17 protein-coding genes are annotated in these 18,364 nt (G+C 69.7%); 10 read left to right on the top strand and 7 right to left on the bottom strand.

What is annotated here, in order from left to right; genetic code table 11:
• Nucleotides 1-42: 42 nt before the first annotated feature.
• Both FHW79_RS02275 and FHW79_RS02270 read right to left on the bottom strand, forming a co-directional pair.
• The gene (locus tag FHW79_RS02275; RefSeq protein ID WP_145675830.1) at nucleotides 43-285 is read right to left on the bottom strand and encodes a hypothetical protein; all 243 of its coding nucleotides are present in this window, start codon (nucleotides 283-285) and stop codon (nucleotides 43-45) included.
• Nucleotides 286-447: 162 nt separating this feature from the next.
• Nucleotides 448-882, bottom strand: a complete 435-nt coding sequence (locus FHW79_RS02270; RefSeq protein ID WP_038525613.1) for a Fur family transcriptional regulator — start codon at nucleotides 880-882, stop codon at nucleotides 448-450.
• A gap of 192 nt (nucleotides 883-1,074) precedes the next feature.
• Between FHW79_RS02270 and FHW79_RS02265 the strand changes: the two genes are divergently transcribed.
• Together FHW79_RS02265 and FHW79_RS32475 are read left to right on the top strand one after the other, a co-directional pair.
• Nucleotides 1,075-2,016: a transglutaminase family protein gene (locus tag FHW79_RS02265; RefSeq protein WP_183177461.1), complete on the top strand. Its 942-nt coding sequence runs from the start codon at nucleotides 1,075-1,077 to the stop codon at nucleotides 2,014-2,016.
• A 103-nt stretch (nucleotides 2,017-2,119) separates the two neighbouring features.
• Complete coding sequence (locus tag FHW79_RS32475) at nucleotides 2,120-3,313, top strand: ATP-binding protein (protein WP_183177460.1); 1,194 nt, start codon at nucleotides 2,120-2,122, stop codon at nucleotides 3,311-3,313.
• A 104-nt stretch (nucleotides 3,314-3,417) separates the two neighbouring features.
• Here FHW79_RS32475 and htpG read toward each other — a convergent pair whose 3' ends face one another.
• Together htpG and FHW79_RS02250 are read right to left on the bottom strand one after the other, a co-directional pair.
• A complete protein-coding gene (htpG, locus tag FHW79_RS02255; protein ID WP_183177459.1) occupies nucleotides 3,418-5,319 on the bottom strand; it encodes a molecular chaperone HtpG in 1,902 nt (633 codons plus the stop codon).
• 300 nt (nucleotides 5,320-5,619) lie between these two features.
• Nucleotides 5,620-7,254 carry a hypothetical protein gene (locus FHW79_RS02250; protein ID WP_183177458.1) on the bottom strand — a complete coding sequence of 545 codons (1,635 nt, stop codon included), beginning with the start codon at nucleotides 7,252-7,254 and terminating at the stop codon, nucleotides 5,620-5,622.
• Nucleotides 7,255-7,426: 172 nt separating this feature from the next.
• On the opposite strand from FHW79_RS02250, the gene FHW79_RS02245 reads away from it, so the two are divergent.
• The 3 genes from FHW79_RS02245 (at nucleotide 7,427) to FHW79_RS02235 (ending at nucleotide 11,365) form a co-directional block, all read left to right on the top strand.
• Nucleotides 7,427-9,937, top strand: a complete 2,511-nt coding sequence (locus FHW79_RS02245; RefSeq protein ID WP_183177457.1) for a helicase-related protein — start codon at nucleotides 7,427-7,429, stop codon at nucleotides 9,935-9,937.
• Nucleotides 9,938-10,085: 148 nt separating this feature from the next.
• A complete protein-coding gene (locus FHW79_RS02240; RefSeq protein WP_183177456.1) occupies nucleotides 10,086-10,511 on the top strand; it encodes an RNA-binding S4 domain-containing protein in 426 nt (141 codons plus the stop codon).
• 122 nt (nucleotides 10,512-10,633) lie between these two features.
• Nucleotides 10,634-11,365, top strand: coding sequence for a TerC family protein (locus FHW79_RS02235; protein ID WP_183177455.1), 732 nt, complete (start codon nucleotides 10,634-10,636; stop codon nucleotides 11,363-11,365).
• 73 nt (nucleotides 11,366-11,438) lie between these two features.
• Here FHW79_RS02235 and FHW79_RS02230 read toward each other — a convergent pair whose 3' ends face one another.
• The 3 genes from FHW79_RS02230 to FHW79_RS02220 all read right to left on the bottom strand — a co-directional run bounded on the left by FHW79_RS02230 (nucleotide 11,439) and on the right by FHW79_RS02220 (nucleotide 13,817).
• Nucleotides 11,439-11,867, bottom strand: a complete 429-nt coding sequence (locus FHW79_RS02230; protein WP_109072662.1) for a CBS domain-containing protein — start codon at nucleotides 11,865-11,867, stop codon at nucleotides 11,439-11,441.
• Nucleotides 11,868-12,001: 134 nt separating this feature from the next.
• Entirely contained in the window at nucleotides 12,002-12,616 is a 615-nt protein-coding gene (locus FHW79_RS02225; RefSeq protein WP_183177454.1) for a DUF938 domain-containing protein, read from the bottom strand.
• Between the two features lie 10 nt (nucleotides 12,617-12,626).
• The gene (locus tag FHW79_RS02220; RefSeq protein WP_183177453.1) at nucleotides 12,627-13,817 is read right to left on the bottom strand and encodes a YbfB/YjiJ family MFS transporter; all 1,191 of its coding nucleotides are present in this window, start codon (nucleotides 13,815-13,817) and stop codon (nucleotides 12,627-12,629) included.
• Nucleotides 13,818-13,947: 130 nt separating this feature from the next.
• Between FHW79_RS02220 and FHW79_RS02215 the strand changes: the two genes are divergently transcribed.
• From FHW79_RS02215 to FHW79_RS02195, 5 genes are all read left to right on the top strand, one after another.
• Nucleotides 13,948-14,871 (top strand): LysR family transcriptional regulator, encoded by a 924-nt coding sequence (locus tag FHW79_RS02215; RefSeq protein WP_183177452.1) that lies wholly within the window; start codon nucleotides 13,948-13,950, stop codon nucleotides 14,869-14,871.
• A gap of 144 nt (nucleotides 14,872-15,015) precedes the next feature.
• The gene (gene fdxA / locus FHW79_RS02210) at nucleotides 15,016-15,348 is read left to right on the top strand and encodes a ferredoxin FdxA (protein WP_014238741.1); all 333 of its coding nucleotides are present in this window, start codon (nucleotides 15,016-15,018) and stop codon (nucleotides 15,346-15,348) included.
• Between the two features lie 319 nt (nucleotides 15,349-15,667).
• Nucleotides 15,668-16,168, top strand: a complete 501-nt coding sequence (locus FHW79_RS02205) for a CarD family transcriptional regulator (protein WP_014238739.1) — start codon at nucleotides 15,668-15,670, stop codon at nucleotides 16,166-16,168.
• A 198-nt stretch (nucleotides 16,169-16,366) separates the two neighbouring features.
• The gene (locus FHW79_RS02200; RefSeq protein ID WP_183177451.1) at nucleotides 16,367-17,182 is read left to right on the top strand and encodes a hypothetical protein; all 816 of its coding nucleotides are present in this window, start codon (nucleotides 16,367-16,369) and stop codon (nucleotides 17,180-17,182) included.
• Between the two features lie 273 nt (nucleotides 17,183-17,455).
• Nucleotides 17,456-18,358: an RNA polymerase factor sigma-32 gene (locus FHW79_RS02195; protein ID WP_183177450.1), complete on the top strand. Its 903-nt coding sequence runs from the start codon at nucleotides 17,456-17,458 to the stop codon at nucleotides 18,356-18,358.
• Nucleotides 18,359-18,364 lie beyond the last annotated feature (6 nt).

Here is an 18,364-nt window from a genome sequence, read left to right as displayed (position 1 = left end):
GTCACAAGTCAAATGCGTTGCGGAGTGTTGTCCGCGGCATCTTTAGTGCAGCGACGGGCTGGGGGAATCGTCCGCGTCGTCCGTGTCGATGAGCATCTCGCCCATGGCGATTTCTCCGGCGCATTCCTCCAGCCCGGCCTTGACGGCGATCAGGAGGTTGATGATCTCGCCATTGTCCTGCTCCAGGATGCGCAGGCGTTCCTCCAGCTTGTCCAGACGGCGGGTGACGCTGTCGGTCAGCCGGTCGAGGCGGGCGAGAACCGGGTCGTTGTTCGTGTCGTCCATGGCGGCGGTTGGTCCGTCGATGATTCGTGTGCGTTCCTGAAGCTAGGACCACGCACCGCCTCTGGACAGACCCGCGCCCGGCGCAACCCGCAATTGATGGGATTATCGTCCGGATGGTGCCCGGCGAGTCCCAAAGGACTCAGCAACGGGCACGGCCGGGCGTTACTCCCCCTCCGACGTGGTGGTGCGGCGGCTCAGCGGAACACCATACAATTCAAGCCTATGGCCGAGCAGTTCATAGCCCAGTTCGCGCGCTATGACTTCCTTCAGCCGTTCGAGATCTTCATTTTGGAACTCCACCACCTTTCCGGATTCGAGATCGATGAGGTGGTGATGGTGCTCCGACCCGGCTTCCTCGTAGCGGGCGCGGCCGTCGCCGAAGTCCAGCCGGTCGATGACGTTCGCGTCCTCGAACAGGCGCATCGTGCGGTAGACGGTGGCGATGGAGATGCGCGGGTCGATGGTGGACGCCCGGCGGTGAACCTCCTCCACGTCGGGGTGGTCGGCGGCCTCCGACAGCACGCGCGAGATCACGCGGCGCTGGTCGGTCATCTTCAGCCCTTTCTCGATGCAGAGCTGTTCGAGGCGCGAAGGCATGGAAGTCCCCTTGTTGTCGTCTCATTGGCGCGCGCAACCCGGCCCGTATGGCTTGGCACATGTGGCCTTGGCCGCGCGTTGGCCGCCGTCCCTCCCCGGCACGGCCACCCAAAAGTCCGAGCACCATACTGTGATTCGGAACCATTCACAAACGCCGACGTTTGGTGTCGGCTTACGGAAAGGGCGCGCGCCATGATGACCCTGGACATCCACCACACCACCACCTACCGCTACGCCAACCCGGTGACCTTCGGCGACCATCGCCTGATGTTCCGCCCCCGCGACAGCCACGATCTGCGGTTGATCGAGACGGGGCTGGTGATCAGCCCGCCGCCAGCCTCCGTCCGCTGGCTCCACGATGTCTTCGGCAACTCCATCGCGGTGGCGAGCTTCGACCAGCCGGCGACGGAGCTGCGCTTCGAAAGCCACATCCGGGTCGATCACTACCCGATGGGCGAGCTGGAATTTCCGATCGAGGACTACGCGCGTTCCTACCCCTTCAGTTACTCCGCGGAGGAGGTGCCGGATCTCGCCCTGACCACCCAGCGGCATTATCCGGACCCCGACCATCTGGTGGACGAATGGGCCCGGCAGTTCGTGACGCTGGGCGAGGGCGGGCCGCCCGACACGCAGGACATGCTGGTGTCGATGACCCGGGCCATCAAGGAGACCTTCACCTATCAGGCGCGCGACCTGGAAGGCACCCAGAGCCCGGTGGACACCCTCACGTCCAGGAGCGGCTCCTGCCGCGACTTCGCGCTTCTGATGATGGAGGCGGTGCGCTCGCTGGGCTTCGCGGCGCGCTTCGTGTCGGGCTACCTCTACGATCCCGCCCGCGACGGGCAGGAGGGGGCGATGACCGGCGGCGGGGCGACCCACGCCTGGGTGGAGATCTACCTGCCGGGCTGCGGCTGGGTGGAGTTCGACCCGACCAACGGCATCATCGGCGGCAAGAACCTGATCCGCGTCGCCGTCGCCCGCGACCCGTCGCAGGCGGTGCCGCTCGGCGGTTCCTGGACCGGGGCTCCGGCGGATTTCCTGGGCATGACGGTGGACGTGCAGGTCACGGCGACCGGCGGAAAGGGTGCCGGCGGGGCTCCGCAAAATCCGGCGCCGGTGTCCGGGACCGTTTGACGCGGCAACCAATTGCAAACGAACGTCTGGCAGAATGGAGGGTCCGGGGCCGTTTCGGCACCGGACCGACCGTCCCATCCGACAGACGAGGCTGTGTCACCCCGTGCTCGATCCCGATCCGACCAGTCCCGTCCCCAGCGGCACGCCGGAAACGGAGGCCGCTCCCGATCTGGTCGCGGCCCTGCTGGCCGTCCGTGAGCCCCCGGTCGGGCCGGACGCACCCTGCCGCACCCTGCGGGACCGGCTGGCCGCCCAGCCCGACCTGCCGGCACTCGCCGTGACGGCGGAGGACGGGCGTGTTCTGGGGCTGGTGGACCGCCTAGCGCTGGCGGGGATTGCCGATCCGGAGGCTCCGGCACGGACGGCGATGGACCCGAACCCGCTGCTGGCCGACGCCGACCTTCCGCTCTGCGAGGTCGCGCGGCGGATCATTCAGGACAAGCCCGGCGCGCTGGCGTCCGGCTTCGTCGTGTTGGAGAACGGGCGGTACCTCGGCATCGGGTCGGGGGTGGCCCTGCTGGCACGGACGGACGAGCAGATCATCGAGCGGACCCGCCAGCTCGACGAGGCGCGCCGCGTCGCGGAGCGCGCCAACCGGGCCAAGACCGCCTTCTTCGCCTGCATGAGCCATGAGATCCGCACCCCGCTGAACGCTATGATGGGCTTCGCCGAGCTGCTGGAGCAGGAGGTCCTGGGGCCGATCGCCAACCCGCTCTACCGCGACTACGCCCGCGACATCGCGGAGAGCGGCCGCCACCTGATGGACCTCATCAACGACCTGCTCGATTTGTCGAAGGCCGAGGCTGGGCGGCTGGAACTGGCCGAATCGCTGGTCGACGTGCCGCGGGTCGCCGTCGGCAGCGCCCGCCTGCTGTCCGACCGCGCCGGGCGGGCCGGGGTCGGCATCGAGACGGACCTGCCGCCCGATCTGCCGCCGCTGCGCGCCGACGAGCGCAAGCTGCGGCAGATGCTGCTGAACCTGCTGTCCAACGCGGTGAAGTTCACGCCGCCGGACGGGGTGGTCACCCTGAACGGCCGTGTGGCGGCCGACGGGGCGCTGTGCCTGTCGGTGCACGACACCGGCATCGGCATGACCGCCGACGAGCTGGAAAAGGCTCTGGAGCCCTGGGGCCAGATCGACAGCGCGCTGGGCCGCAACCACATCGGCACCGGCCTCGGCCTGCCCCTGACCAAGCGGCTGGTGGAGCTTCACGGCGGGAGGCTGGACATCGACACCGCCCCCGACCGCGGCACCACCATGACGCTGGTCTTCCCGGCGGAGCGGGTGGGCGGGTAAACCGTTGCCCCCACCCCGGCCCTCCCCCGCTTTGCGGGAGAGGGAGATTTGGTCCCCTCCCCTGCGAAGCGGGGGAGGGTTAGGGAGGGGGCAATGGGAGCGGGTTACGCCAGCCCCTTCTCCATCGCGCTCGCCAGACGGCGGGCGAAGGCGGCGGGGTCGGGCAGGGCCTCGCCTTCCACGATGCGCGCCTGGTCGAGCAGCAGCCACGCCGCGTCGTCCAGCGAGGTCGCCGCACCACTCGCCTTGGCGCGCTCGGCGAGGCGCTTGATCAGCGGATGGGCGGGGTTGACCTCCAGGATGCGCTTGGCCGCCGGGGCGTCCATGCCGAGCTGCTTGTGCTGCTTCAGCAGGCGCTCCAGATGCATGTCCATGTCGTTCTCGTCGGCGACGAGGCAGACGGCGCTGTCGGTCAGGCGCTCCGACGGGCGGACGTCCTTCACCACGTCCTGGAGCGTCAGCTTCAGCAGGACCAGCAGGTCGGTCAACTCGCCCTCGGACGCCTTCTCCTCGGCCGGCTTCTCATCGCCGCCCTGGATCTTGCCGAGGTCGGCGCCGCCGCGGGTCACCGACTTGAAGGGCTTGTCCTGGAAGCTGCCGACCGACGGCACCCAGAACTCGTCCACCGGGTCGGTCAGCAACAGCACCTCGACGCCCTTGGCCTTGAAGCCTTCGAGCTGCGGGCTGCGCTTCAGCGTCTCGATGTCGTCGCCGCTGATGGTGAAGATGGCCTCCTGGCCCTCCTTCATGCGGCCCAGATACTCCTCCAGCGAGACCAGACCGTCACCGGCGGTGCTGCGGAAGCGCATCAGCTTCAGCAGATCGTCCCGGTGCTCGTAGTCGTCGTAGAGGCCTTCCTTGAGGACGGCGCCGAAATTCTCCCAGAAGGCCGCGTATTCTTCCGCCTTCTCGGTGTCGCGGGCCTTCTTGCCCAGCTCCGACAGGACGCGGCGGGTGATGCCGGCGCGGATCTTGGCCAGCATCGGGTTGTGCTGGAGCATCTCGCGGCTGATGTTCAGCGGCAGATCCTCGCTGTCCACCACGCCGCGCAGGAAGCGCAGGTAGGGCGGCAGCAGCCCTTCCGCCGAATCGGTGATGAAGACGCGCTTGACGTACAGCTTCACCCGGTGGGCGCGCTTGGGGTCGAACAGGTCGAACGGCTTGGAGGACGGCACGAACAGCAGGTTCGTGTATTCGATGGCGCCTTCGGCCCGCCAGTGCAGGGTCAGCCACGGATCGTCGAAGGCGTGCCCGACATGGTGGTAGAACTCCGTGTACTGCTCCGCCGTGATCTCGTTCTTGGAGCGCATCCACAGGGCCGACGCGCTGTTCAGCGACTTGGCCTCATCGCCCTCGCCGAAGAGGATCGGGATGGCGATGTGGTCGGAGTATTTGCGGACGATGGCGGAGAGGCGGTGCTCCTCCAGATACTCGTCGTCGCCTTCGCGCAGGTGCAGCTTGATCTGCGTGCCGCGCGGCAGGTCGGCGACGTCGGAGATGGTGAACTCGCCCTTGCCGTCCGACAGCCAGCGCCAGCCCTGCGCCTCCCCGGCCTTGCGGGTCAGCACCTCCACCCGGTCGGCGACCATGAAGGCGGAATAGAAGCCGACGCCGAACTGGCCGATCAGGTTGACGTCCTTCTTGGCGTCGCCCTCCTTCGCCCCGTCCTTGGCGTTCTCCTTCAGATTGCGCATGAAGGCGGCGGTGCCGGAGCGCGCGATGGTGCCGAGGTTCTCGACCAGATCCTCGCGGTTCATGCCGATGCCGTTGTCGGCCACGGTGAGGGTCCGCGCCTCCTTGTCCACGATCAGCCGGACCTTCAGGTTCGGGTCGTCGGCGGACAGTTCGGGCTGCGTCAGCGCGGCGTAGCGCAGCCGGTCGCAGGCGTCGGAGGCGTTGGAGACCAGCTCGCGCAGGAAGACTTCCTTCTCGCTGTAGAGCGAGTGCGCGACGATGTCGAGCAGGCGGCTGACCTCGGCCTGGAAGCTGAGCCGTTCCTCGGTCATGGTGTCATCCTTGATCGTTCTTGTTGGCGGTGGGCTTGTTGGTGAGCTTGCCGATGGGCTTGTTGGTGGGTCCGAAGGACGGCGCAGATATGTGCGAGCGTGCCGCCCCATGCAAGAGCGATCGGCTGGCGTTGCGTTGGAGTTTCGCAACCGGAGTGGTGGGGTGAGGGAAGTATTGCCCCCACCCTGACCCTCCCCCGCTGGGTGGGGGAGGGGACTAGGATTCCCTCTCCTGCGAAGCGGGGGAGGGAAGGGCCCATGCGCAGCATGGGAAGGGTGGGGGCAAGAACTCCGGCAGGCTCAGGGCTTCTTGCCCTGGATCGGCTCCGGCGCCGGCTGGCCCATGCCCATCAGCGCGCTCATGTCCGCCCCGTTCAGCAGGAACTGGCCGGTCTCGGTCACGTCGATCTTGTAGCTGCGCACGTCGTTGCCGGCGTCGTCCTTGGACGCCTGTCCGAAGGCCTGGAGCATGGCGATCACCCCCAGCGCGTTCTGGGTGCTCTCGTCGGCCTTCTTGCCCGGCTTGGGCTGCATCGCCTTGGTGGCGGCGTCCAGGCCGCGCAGCAGCACGGTGCTGTTGCCCACCGCGCCGAAGGCGGAGTTGGCGGCCATGCGCATGGCGCCGGTCATGGTGCCGGAGGCCGCCGGGGTGTTGACGACGAAGCGGTCGATGCGCAGCTCCGTCCCGACCTCCGCCATGGCACCCATCAGCCGGTTGCCGATGGCCGTCATCGCGGCCTCGTCGGTCCCGTCGTCCGGCAGGGCGGCTTCCTCCTCGCCCTCTTCCTCGTCCTCCTCACCCGCGGCGGCCTGGGCCTCGGCCAGCGCGGCGAGGTCGGCGAAGGCCCGCCACAGCGAGGCGGTCGGCAGCTTCGCGGTGCTGAGCTGGATGTCCAGCTTGTCCGGCATGAAGGCCTTCGGCGCCACCTCCGGCTCCAGCGTCAGGCCGCTGGATTCGATCCCGAAGCTGGTCGAGGCCATCGGCTTGTCCAGGTCCTCGGCGCTGCCGCGCAGGACGAGCTGGCCCAGCGCGAGGCGGGTGCCGTCCTCCGGGTTCAGGGCGGTCAGGCCGGACAGGCGGACGCGCCCGCTGGCCCCGCCCATCAGGTTCTGCATCAGCGGGATCAGCTCCGCCGCCGGGGGCTGGGTGCCGGCCAGGGCGTGGGTCTGGGTCAGCCGCTGCATGGCGTCGGCGCGGGCGAGGTCGACGCGGGTGTAGGTGCCCTCCATCGTCAGGCCGCCGAGGTTCAGGACCTCCTTCTTCGTCTCGTCGAGGAAGCGCAGGTTGCTGACGGACAGGGCGCCGGGGCCGCTCCACAGCGGGGTGCCGGCGGAGGCGGTGCCGTCCGGTTTCAGCTCCCCGGCGACGGTGATGGCGCCGACGGTCAGGGCGCTCTCGTCCTTCTTGCCCTTCTTGCCCTTGCGGTCGCTGGTCACCGACAGGTCGCCAAGCTCCGCGTCCATGGACAGCGCCGTCTCGTAGGTGCCGGACCACAGGGCGCTGATGCGCTGGCGGCCCAGCTTGACGGTGGCCGACGGCTTGCCGTTGTCCAGGATGGCGACGCGGTCGGGCAGGGTGGCGGTGACGGCGTGGGTGTTGCCGTCCTGCGGCGTCACCGTCAGGCGGATGGTGCCGATGTCGGCGGTGGTGCCGTCGTCCGACACCGCGGTCAGGGCGGGCAGCGCCACCTCGTAATGGTCGCCGGCCGGGGTCGCCACCGGCTCGCCGGTCCAGCGCAGCTCGGTTTCGTCGCCTTCGCTCTTAGGGAACCAGCGGGCCAGCCCGTCCTTCAGCGCGGCGGCCAGCGCCCTGGCCCCGTCCTCAGTCACCGGGGGGGCCTCCGCGCGGGCGGTGGCGGGCGGCAGCGCCAGGGTTGCGAGCATCAGCGCGGCGGCGAACGGACGGGCGGGAAGACGGCGCAGGGTGTGGCGCATGAGGAATCCCTTAGGGTGGAGCGCGCCAGGGTAGACGGGATAACCGGCGCCCGTCCATCGGCCCGAGGTTTTATACCGTTTCCGAAAGAGTTCGGTCCCGGATGGGCGTTGCAGCATGGCACGGCCGCCCTGACGCTTGCATTGCCGGTGCCCAGGCCCAAAACTTACGCTTATGACCTCTGTCCTTTCTTCGTCCGGGGGCGGTCTGGGTGCGGGTGGCCGGGTGGTCGCCGTGCTGGGGCCGACCAACACCGGGAAAACCCATCTCGCCATCGAGCGCATGCTCGGCCACCGGACGGGGATGATCGGCTTTCCGCTGCGCCTGCTGGCCCGCGAGAACTACGACCGCATCGTGTCGATCAAGGGCAGGAACGCGGTGGCCCTGGTGACGGGGGAGGAGAAGATCCTGCCGCCCAGCCCGTCCTATTGGGTGTGCACGGTGGAATCCATGCCGCTCGACCGGGCGGTGGACTTCCTGGCGGTGGACGAGGTGCAGCTCTGCGCCGATCCGGAGCGCGGGCACATCTTCACCGACCGGCTGCTCAACGCGCGCGGGCTGGTCGAGACGATGTTCCTCGGTTCCGACACCGTGCAGCCGCTGATCCGCCGGCTGGTGCCGCGCGCCGAGTTCATCAGCCGGCCGCGCTTCTCGCAGCTCACCTACGCCGGCTACCGCAAGCTGACGCGCCTGCCGCCGCGCTCCTGCGTCGTCGCCTTTTCGGCGACCGACGTCTACGCGCTGGCCGAGATGATCCGGCGCCAGCGCGGCGGCACCGCGGTGGTGCTGGGGGCGCTGTCCCCGCGCACCCGCAACGCCCAGGTCGGGCTCTATCAGGCGGGCGAGGTCGACTATCTGGTGGCGACCGACGCCATCGGCATGGGGCTGAACATGGACGTCGACCATGTCGCCTTCGCCCGCATCGTGAAGTTCGACGGCTTCGCCCCGCGCCGCCTGCGCGCGCCGGAGGTGGCGCAGATCGCCGGGCGCGCCGGGCGGCACATGCGCGACGGCACCTTCGGCACCACCGACGAGGTGGGGGAGCTGGAAGCCGACGTGGTCGACCGCGTCGAGAACCACCAGTTCGAGACGATCAAGACGCTGATGTGGCGCAACAGCAAGCTGCGCTTCGACACGCCGGGCTTCCTGCTGAAGTCGCTGGAGGAGCGCCCGCCGATCCCGGAGCTGCTGCGCGCCCGCGACGCCGACGACCATCTGGCGCTCCAGGCGCTGGTCCGCGACCATGAGGTGATGGACCTCGCCAAGGGCCGCGACAACGTGCGCCTGCTCTGGGAGGTCTGCCAGGTCCCCGACTTCCGCAAGGTGCTGTCGGACGCCCACACCCGGCTGCTCGGGCAGATCTTCCGGCAGCTGCGCACCGGCATCGGGCGGCTGGACGAGGACTGGGCGGCCAAGCAGATCGCCCGGCTCGACCGCACCGAGGGCGACATCGACGCGCTGGTCGCCCGCATCGCCCACATCCGCACCTGGACCTACATCTCCAACCGGCCCTCCTGGCTGACCGATCCCGTGCATTGGCAGGCGCGCACCCGCGCCATCGAGGACAAGCTGTCCGACGCCCTGCACGAGCGTCTGACGCAGCGCTTCATCGACCGCCGCTCGGCCACGCTGGTGCGCACGCTGAAGGACGGGCGGGACCTGATCGGCGGCGTGCGCGCCGACGGCGAGGTGGTGGTGGAAGGCCATCCGGTGGGCCGGCTGGAGGGCTTCCGCTTCGTCCCCGACGCGCCGGAACGGTCGGAGGAGGCCAAGTCCCTGCTGACCGCCGCCCGCCGCGCGCTGCGCGAGGAGGTGGCGTCCCGCCTGCGCGCCTTCGAGCAGGAGCCGGACGATGTGTTCGCGCTCGGGCCGGACGGGGTGCTGACGGCGGACGGGCTGCCGGTGGCCCGGCTCGGCCCCGGCCCGTCGGTGCTGACCCCCGCGGTTCTGCCCTTCGACGAGGGGCTGCTCGACCAGGGGCAGCTCGACCGCGTGCGCGCCCGGCTGGAGCGCTGGCTGAAGGACCGCGTCGCCGCCCGGCTGCGCCCCCTGCTGGCGCTGCGCGATGCGGCCGATCTGACAGGCGCGGCGCGGGGGCTGGCCTTCCAGCTCGTCGAGAACATGGGGGCGATGCCCCGCGCGCCGGTCGCCCCGATGGTGGAGGGGCTGGAGAGGGCCGACCGCAAGGCGCTGTCCCGCCACGGGGTGCGGCTCGGCGTGTCGCACCTCTACCTGACCGCACTGGCCAAGCCGGGGGCGGTGGAGCTGCGCGGGCTGCTGTGGGCGGTGAAGCACCGCCTGCCCTTGCCGGTGCCGATTCCGCCGCCGGGCCGCGTCTCGGTGGAGGCGACGGGCGCGCCGCCCGCCTTCTGGGACGCCATCGGCTACCCGGCGGCCGGGCCGCGGGCGCTGCGGGTGGACATGCTCGACCGGCTGGAGACCGAGCTGCTGACCGCCGCCAAGGAAGGCCGGACGGTGGCCGAGCCGGCGCTGGCCCAGATGATCGGCGCCAAGCCGGACGAGCTGGGGGCGGTGATGAAGGGGCTTGGCTACACGCGTTCCGTGGCGGAGGATGGGGCGGTCTCCTGGCGCCGCCGCCGCAACCCGCGCCACAAGCCCCGCCGCGAGGCCCCCGTCAACGCCGACCACCCCTTCGCCAAGCTGCGCCAGCTTTCGGGAACGTGATGACGAGATACACACTTGCCCCCACCCTGACCCTCCCCCGCTGGGCGGGGGAGGGGATGACGTTTGCGTGGTGGAAAACTCCCTCCCCCGCCCAGCGGGGAAGGGAAGGGGCCCGCGGCGTCAGCCGTGGGAAGGGTGGGGGCATCGCATGACCGACCTCGACGATGACAACGACAATCTCGACTCCACCCCGGCGGGCCGGCTGCGGATCGACAAGTGGCTGTGGTTCGCGCGCTTCTTCAAGACGCGCAGCCTCGCGGCGAAGCTGTGCAACGGCGGCGGCTTGCGGGTGTCCGGCACGGTGATCGGCAAGGCGCATTACGCGGTGAAGCCCGGCGACGTGCTGACCTTCGCCCAGGGGCGGCACATCCGCGTCATCAAGGTGGTCGCGCTCGGCAGCCGGCGCGGCCCGGCGCCGGAGGCGCAGGCCCTCTACGAGGACCTTGCCCCGCCGGTGCGCGAGGAGGCGATCCAGGACCCCTACCGCGCGCCGCCGGCCCCGCGGGAGCCCGGCGCCGGGCGTCCGACCAAGCGCGACCGCCGGGCGCTCGACCAGCTGTACGGAGAGGAGTAAGCCGGAACAGCCTGGGAAAGCGGCGGGGAAGCGCGGGCGGGGCCATTGCCATTCGGGGGCCGCAACCTCATCTGCGCAAAATAATCCCGCAACGGCCGACTTTTCTGGAGCCCGCCGCCCCCATGCTCGAACTGTTCTCCGACCCGCAGGTCTGGGCCAGCCTCCTGACGCTCACCGCGTTGGAGATCGTGCTCGGCATCGACAACATCATCTTCATTTCGATCATGGCGGCCAAGCTGCCGGTCCACCAGCAGCAGAAGGCGCGGCAGCTCGGTCTGGCGCTGGCGCTCCTGATGCGGCTCGCGCTGCTCGCCTCCATCTCCTGGGTGGCGACCCTCACGGAGCCGCTGGTCACCGTGTTCGGCATGGGCTTCTCCGGCCGCGACCTGATCCTGCTCGGCGGCGGCCTGTTCCTGCTCGCCAAGGGCACCATCGAGATCCACAACACCGTGGAAGGCCACGAGGAGGACAGCGCCGCCCCCAAGCTCGCCAGCTTCGGCGCGGTGGTCGGGCAGATCATCGTGCTCGACATCGTCTTCTCGCTGGACAGCGTGATCACCGCGGTCGGCATGTCCAATGACCTGCCGGTGATGGTCACCGCCGTCGTCATCGCCATGGCGGTGATGCTGTTCGCCGCCCGCCCGGTGGGCGACTTCGTGAACCGCCACGTCACCGTGAAGATGCTGGCCCTGTCCTTCCTGCTGCTGGTCGGCGTGGCGCTGATCGCCGACGGCTTCGGCTTCCACATCCCGAAGGGCTACCTGTACTTCGCCATCGCCTTCTCGACGCTGGTCGAGGCGCTGAACCTGATGGCCGCGGCCCGCCGCAAACGGAAGAAGGCCGAAGCGCACTGACGCTCCGGCCTTCCCGAACGGATCCTCCGACGGGCCGCCCCTTCGCGGGGGCGGCCCGTTCGCTTTCCGGGGATCAGGTCCGCATCAGACCGTCGCGGAACTCCACCTCCTCCACCAGATGCTCGTAGGCGAGCTTGAACAGGTCGCGGATCGAGACGATGCCGACCGCGCGCTTGCCCTGGGTGATGGGCAGGTGGCGGTAGTGCTTGGACTGCATCAGGGTCAGCGCGTCGATGGCGTCCGCGTCCGGCGGCAGGGTGTCCGGGTTGCGGGTCATGATCGCCGACACCTCGGTCTCGAAGGCGTCGATCTGGGTGGAGAGCACCTTGTTGTTCAGGTCGCGCTCGGTGACGATGCCGACGAGGTCGCCGTGATTCACCACCAGCACGGCGCCGATGTTCTTCTCCGCCATCAGCTTCGACACGGTCAGGACGGAGGTGTCCTCCGTCACCAGGATGAGTTCCTGCGACTTCACCACGTCCGGAACCAGTTTCCGCTTCATCATTTCCCCCAATTTGTAATTTGTTTACAAACTTAAGCGCTGCGGAGAAACAATAGCAAATCTCGCGGGTGCAAAACTGCGGCAGAAGACCGCACCTCGGGCGAGGTGGTCCGGATGGGGGATCGGGCGGGGGTTCAGTTGCGCCGGAGGACGACGGTCAGGTTGTTGGCGGGCATCTCCACGACCTCGGCCAGGGCGAAGCCGGCGGCGGCGCGCTCCACCGCGTCGAGGTCGCGCACGCCCCAGGCGGGGTTGCGGGCCTTCAGGTCGGCGTCGAAGGCGGCGTTGCTCGGCGCGCTGTGCCGCCCGCCGCGCGTGAAGGGGCCGTAGAGCAGCAGCGGCCCGCCCGTCGGCAGAAGGCGGAAAGCCCCGGCGAACAGGCCGAGCGCCGCTTCCCACGGGGCGATGTGGATCATGTTGATGCAGACCACCGCGTCGGCGCTGCCGACCGGCCAGTCAGGCGCGGCGGCGTCGAGGTCCAGCGGGTCGCGCAGGTTGGGCAGCGCCGCGGCGGCGGCCCAGGAGCGGACGCTGTCGCGCAGGCCGGGGTCGGGGTCGCTCGGCTGCCACGTCACGCCGGGCAGCGCCGCGGCGAAGGCGGCGGCGTGCTGGCCGGTGCCGCTCGCCACCTCCAGCACCAGACCTTGCGGCGGCAGGACGCGGCGCAGCACCTCCAGGATGGGGGCGCGGTTGCGCTCCGTCGCGGGAGCGTGGCGGCGGGAGTCCTCGGGGTGCAGCGGATCGAACATGACGGGAAGGCTACCCCCGCCCGGCGCCCAGGGCAACCGCGGCGGGATCGCGGCGCCCGGCCAGCCAGGCCCCGGCGGCGAGGAGGAGCGCGCCGGCCAGCACCGCGGCAGCGGCCCCCAGCAGGGCGAAATCGAAGCTGCCGGTGCGCGCCACCACCAGCCCGGCCGGCACCGGCCCGATGATCTGCCCCAGCCCGTAGACGGCGGTCAGCGCCCCGATGACGCGGGCCGACGCCCCGCCCGACAGGTGCCGCCCCAGCGTGAAGGACAGGGTGACGATGCCGACGAAGGTCCCGCCGAACAGCACCGCCGACAGCAAGGCGGCCGCCGGGGAGCCGGTGATGGGCAGCAGGATGCCCACCGCCTGCACCACATGGGCGAGGATCAGCGCCCGCCAGAGGCCGAGCCGCCGCCCCGCCGCCGCCCAGAGGATGCCGGACGGCATGGCCGCCAGCCCGGTGACCATCCAGGCCGCGGCGCCGAGGGGCGCCGTCTCCGGCATGGTCTTCAGGATGGCGACCAGGAAGGTGCCGGTGACGATGTAGCCGGCCCCCTCCAGGAAATAGGCCAGCGTCAGCAGGACCATGGGAGCGGAGGGGCGGGTGGAGGGGCCGATGGAGGATTGCGTGGCGGCGGCATGCCGAGGCTCGCGCGGCGGGTCGCCCACCCACAGCCAGGACAGCGTGCCGAAGCCCAGGCAGGCCAGCCCCAGCCACAGCCAGTCGCCGCGCCACCCGAGCCGGTCGCCCATCACGGCGACGAACAGGCCGCTCGACGCGATGCCGAGGCCGACGCCGGTGTAGAGCCAGCCGGTCCAGGACTCCCGCCCGGCGCGGGCCAGCGCGTCCAGCGTCATAGCGATGCCCAGGATGAACAGGCCGGCGCTGGCCAGCCCGGAGACGAAGCGCAGCACCGCCCAGGCCGCCATGCCCTCGGTGAAGCCCATGCCGGCGGTGGAGGTGACGCTGGCGATCAGCGCGGTGCGGAAGACGGCGGTGCGCGCCGCGCCCTGCGGCACCAGACCGGCGCCCAACGCCCCCAGGAAATAGCCGAGATAGTTCAGCGAGGCGAGCAGCCCCGCCGCGTCGGCGCCCAGCCCGGTGGCCGCCTGCATCGCCGGCAGGATCGGCGTGAAGGCGAAGCGCCCCACACCCATGGAGATGACCAGCACCAGCACGCCGCCGATCAGCACCCGGACCATGGCTCCCTCCCGCAGGCTCGTGTTTTTTGTGCGTCCATCCTCGCGCGGCGGAACCTTCATTTCCAATGATTTGTTTCGATGATATGCTTCACTGAGAGTGATGGGGCGAGTGGGATCGGGGAGGGTGGCGATGGACCTCGCGGGTCTGCGGGTGGTGAAGGCGGTGGCGGACACCGGAAGCGTCAGCCGCGCGGCGGAAACGCTGAACTGCGTCCAATCCAACGTGACGGCCCGGCTGAAGCGGCTGGAGGAGGATCTCGGTGTGCCGCTGTTCCTGCGGCTCAGCCGCGGCATGGCCCCGACGCCGGCCGGGCGGGTGCTGGCCGACTACGCCGACCGGGTGCTGCGCCTCGTCGCCCAGGCGCGCGACGCGGTGGCCGACGCGGCGGGGCGGGGCGGGCGGCTGTCCGTGGGCACCATGGAAACCACCGCCGCCGTGCGGCTGCCGCCGATCCTCGCCCGCTTCCACGCGGAAAACCCCGACGTCGATCTGACCATCGTCCCCGGCCCCACCGAAACCATGCTGGGGGAGGTGCTGGCCGGGCGCATCGACGGCGCCTTCGTCTCCGGGGCGGTGGAGCATCCCGAACTGGTCAGCCAGCCCGTCTTCGAGGAGGAGCTGGTGCTGGTCGAACCGGCCAGCGGCATCACCAGCGAGTCCGGGCGGAACACCCTGTTGGCCTTCCGGCGCGGCTGCGCCTACCGCGCGCGGGCGGAGACGGCGATGCGCGAAGCCGGGCGGGTCCCTTACCGGGTGATGGAGTTCGGGGCGCTGGAGGCCATCCTGGGCTGCGTCGGCGCCGGCATGGGCGTCACCGTGCTGCCCCGCGTCGTGGTGGAGCGGGAGCCCTGGCGCGGCCTGTTCACCGCCCGCCCGCTGCCGCCGGAACTGGCCCGCATGCCCACCCGTTTCGTCCGGCGGGTGGATTCCATGGAGACGGTGGCCCTGCGCACCTTCCTGGAGGCGGTCGCGGAGGGGAACAGGGAGGGTGGGGCTGCGTCGCTTGCGCCCACACAACCGGCGGGGTTGATCCCGTCTCGGGCGGCGTGCTAGGCAAGCGCCGCGGTCGGGCCATGGTCCATTCATGACCTCAACCGCGCCCACGCGCGAGCACGTCAGTCGAAGCGTCCATCGAAGCGACTCGAACCCCGGCGCGTGAACACCGCCGGAACTGGCGAGAACAGCGGAGAACGAATCATGCCCTACGTCGTGACGGAAGACTGCATCAAGTGCAAGTACACCGATTGCGTCGAGGTCTGCCCCGTGGACTGCTTCTACGAGGGCGAGAACATGCTGGTCATCCACCCGGATGAGTGCATCGACTGCGGCGTGTGCGAGCCGGAATGCCCGGCCGAGGCCATCGTGCCGGACACCGACGGCCGCGCCGAGAAGTGGATGGAGCTGAACCGCGACTACGCGGCGCAGTGGCCCAACCTGACCCGCAAGAAGGACGCGCTGCCCGACGCCGACGCCATGAAGGGCGTGGACGGCAAGTTCGACAAGTTCTTCTCTCCGAAGGCCGGCGGCTAAGCGGAGTCGGGACTATTGCGGCGCATGGCATTCTTTTGCCGCCATGCAAAAACGACAGGTCGGCCATCGGCGGGCAACGTCAGAATCCGGACGGCTGCCCGCGCGTAGCCTTTGTAACCCGGCCGTAACATCGCTATAATACGCGCCCGGAGCCGGCCTCAGCGTCATTGCCGGATTTCCCATCGACCAAGGGCTCAGTGCAACAGTGCGCGGCGTGGCGGACCCCATCCCCACGGTGTGTCGTTGTCACGGGGCCTTTTTCGCCCCCTCCACCGGGGCGGCAAAATGGCGCGATCGCGAGAAGTGAGAGCCAACCCAAATGTCGAACAAGCTTGACTTCGAGGCCGGTGACTTCGTCGTCTACCCGGCCCATGGCGTCGGTCGGGTCGAGGGAATCGAGACCCACAGCATCGCTGGCATGGATGTTCAGCTCTACGCGATCACGTTCGAAAAAGAGCGCATGACGCTCAAGGTTCCGGTCGGCAAGGCCAAGGCTGCCGGCCTGCGCCGCCTCAGCACGAAGGACCGCATCAAGGTCGCCCTGGAGACGCTGCAGGGCCGTTCGCGCGTCCGCCGCACGATGTGGAGCCGCCGCGCCCAGGAGTATGAGGCCAAGATCAACTCGGGCGACCCGGTGGCCATCGCGGAGGTCGTGCGCGACCTGTACCGCGGCGCCGACCAGTCCGACCAGTCCTACAGCGAGCGCCAGATCTATCAGGCCGCCCTGGAGCGTCTGGCCCGCGAGCTGGCCGCCGTCGAGAAGATCGACGAGACCAAGGCCACCGAGCGGCTGGAGCTGGTCCTCAAGAAGGCCGCCTGATCCCGGTTTGAGTCCGTTCCCCGTTTCGGGGGCAGGAACCGGTTCGGGACTGTGATGTTGACGATGAAGGCGCGGCGCTTTGGCCGCGCCTTTGTCTTATGTTTTCGCCTTTCGCCGGGTCCGCGCGGCGCCTACACTCCCGCCCCCGGCCTGTTCTGGGCCGGCCCGTGACCGCTGGATGGGGTGAGCATCTCCGGCATGTCTGAAGCGCAGAAATTCATCGATCTCCGGAACCCGCGGCGCATCTGGGCCGTCGGCTCGATCCACGCGCAGACGGACCATCTCCACGCCGTGCACGAGGTGATCGCGGCGCGCTTCCTGCCCGGCGACCGGCTCGTCTATCTCGGCAACATGGTCGGCTGGGGCGAGCGGGTGCTGGAGACGGTGGACGCGCTGCTGGCCTTCCGGACCTGGCTGCTGAGCTGGCGCGGCATGGAGGCCGGCGACATCGTCTATCTGCGCGGCGCGCAGGAGGAGATGTGGCACAAGCTGCTCCAGCTCCAGTTCGCGCCCGACCCGCAGCAGGTGCTCGACTGGATGACCCGCCACGGCGCGGGGGCCACGCTGGCCGCCTATGGCGGCACGGTGGAGCAGGGCATGGCGGCGGCCCGCGGCGGCACCATGACGCTCGGCCGCTGGACCCAGGGGCTGCGTCAGGCGATGCACGCGCAGCCCGGTCACGAAAATGTGTTCAACACCCTGCGCCGGGCCGCCTACTGCACCGGCCCGGAACGGGGAGAGGGCGGCGTGCTGCTGGTCAGCGCCGGTGTGGACACCCGCCGCCCGCTGAACCACCAGGGCGACGCCTTCTGGTGGGGGGCGCCCGGTTTCGCCCAGATGTCAGAGCCTTACGGCGGTTTCGCCCGCGTCGTTCGGGGCTACGACCCGGCCCGCAAGGGCGTCGCGGTGACCGACCGCATCGCCACTCTGGACGGCAATTGCGGGTTGGGTGGGCACCTCGTTTGTGGATGCCTGTCTCCTTCGGGTGAGATCCTGGACCTGTTCCAGGTCTGATCCATCTCCCTTTTTCCTACCCGTCCTACCCATTCCTTCGGCCTCCGCCACCGAATCCCTTCCGGTGCGGATGATCCGAAACGTCTTGTGCTGCGTATGACGTGCAACAGGGCGAGGGGAACGGCTGTTGTCCCAACCGTCGGCGGTCCGTGGCGAACCGGCCACAGCGAACCGACGGATGATTGGACCTGAGGGGGCCTGTCCCTTCGGACTCCGCAGCACAGGGCACGAGCAGCCTGAAACGCGGCCGCCCAGACGGGAAGGAAGGGACGTATGGCTTACATCGACGATCCCGAGACTCAGCGCGCGAATCTGAGTTTCATCAAGGCCTCCATGCGTGAGCCTCTGCTGACGCGCGACCACGAATTCGATCTGGCCCGCAAATGGCGCGAGGGCGGTGACGAACGGGCCCTTCACGAGCTGGTCCGCGCCTACACCCGGCTGGTGGTGGCGACCGCCGCGCGCTTTCGCAACTACGGCCTGCCCATGGGCGACCTCGTGCAGGAGGGCAACGTCGGGCTGATGCAGGCGGCCAGCCGGTTCGAGCCGGACCGCGAGGTGCGCTTTTCCACCTACGCGGCCTGGTGGATCCGCTCGGCCATGCAGGACTACATCCTGCGCAACTGGTCCATCGTCCGCACCGGCACGACGGCCGCGCAGAAATCGCTGTTTTTCAACCTGCGCCGCCTGCGCGCCCGCATCGAGAGCATCAGCCAGGGCGGCAACGGCTCCGGCAACAGCCTGACCAAGGAAGGGCGGGAGTGGATCGCCGGCGAACTCCAGGTCGACGTGACCGAGGTCGAGGCGATGGAGATGCGGCTGTCCGCCTCCGACCAGTCGCTGAACTCCCCGGTGGCCGACGGCTCCGACGAGGACTGGCAGGACTTCCTGGCCGACCAGCGCCCCTCGCCGGAGGAGGTGGTGATCGGCATGCGCGACAGCCGCACCCGCTCGCAATGGCTGGCCGAGGCGCTGGGCGAACTCAGCCCGCGCGAGCGCACGATCATCCAGGAGCGCCGCCTGCGCGAGGAGGGCGCGACCCTGGAGCAGCTCGGCCGCGAGTTGGGGGTGAGCAAGGAGCGTGTGCGCCAGCTCGAACACCGCGCCCTGCTGAAGCTGCGCCAGTCGATGCTGAAGCGGGTCGAGGGGTTCGGGGATCTGCTGGCGGACGCGTAGAAGCCG

The sequence above is a fragment of the Azospirillum sp. OGB3 genome (genome assembly GCF_014192915.1).
Classification (GTDB): domain Bacteria; phylum Pseudomonadota; class Alphaproteobacteria; order Azospirillales; family Azospirillaceae; genus Azospirillum.
This window is presented reverse-complemented; position numbering and strand designations above follow the sequence as displayed.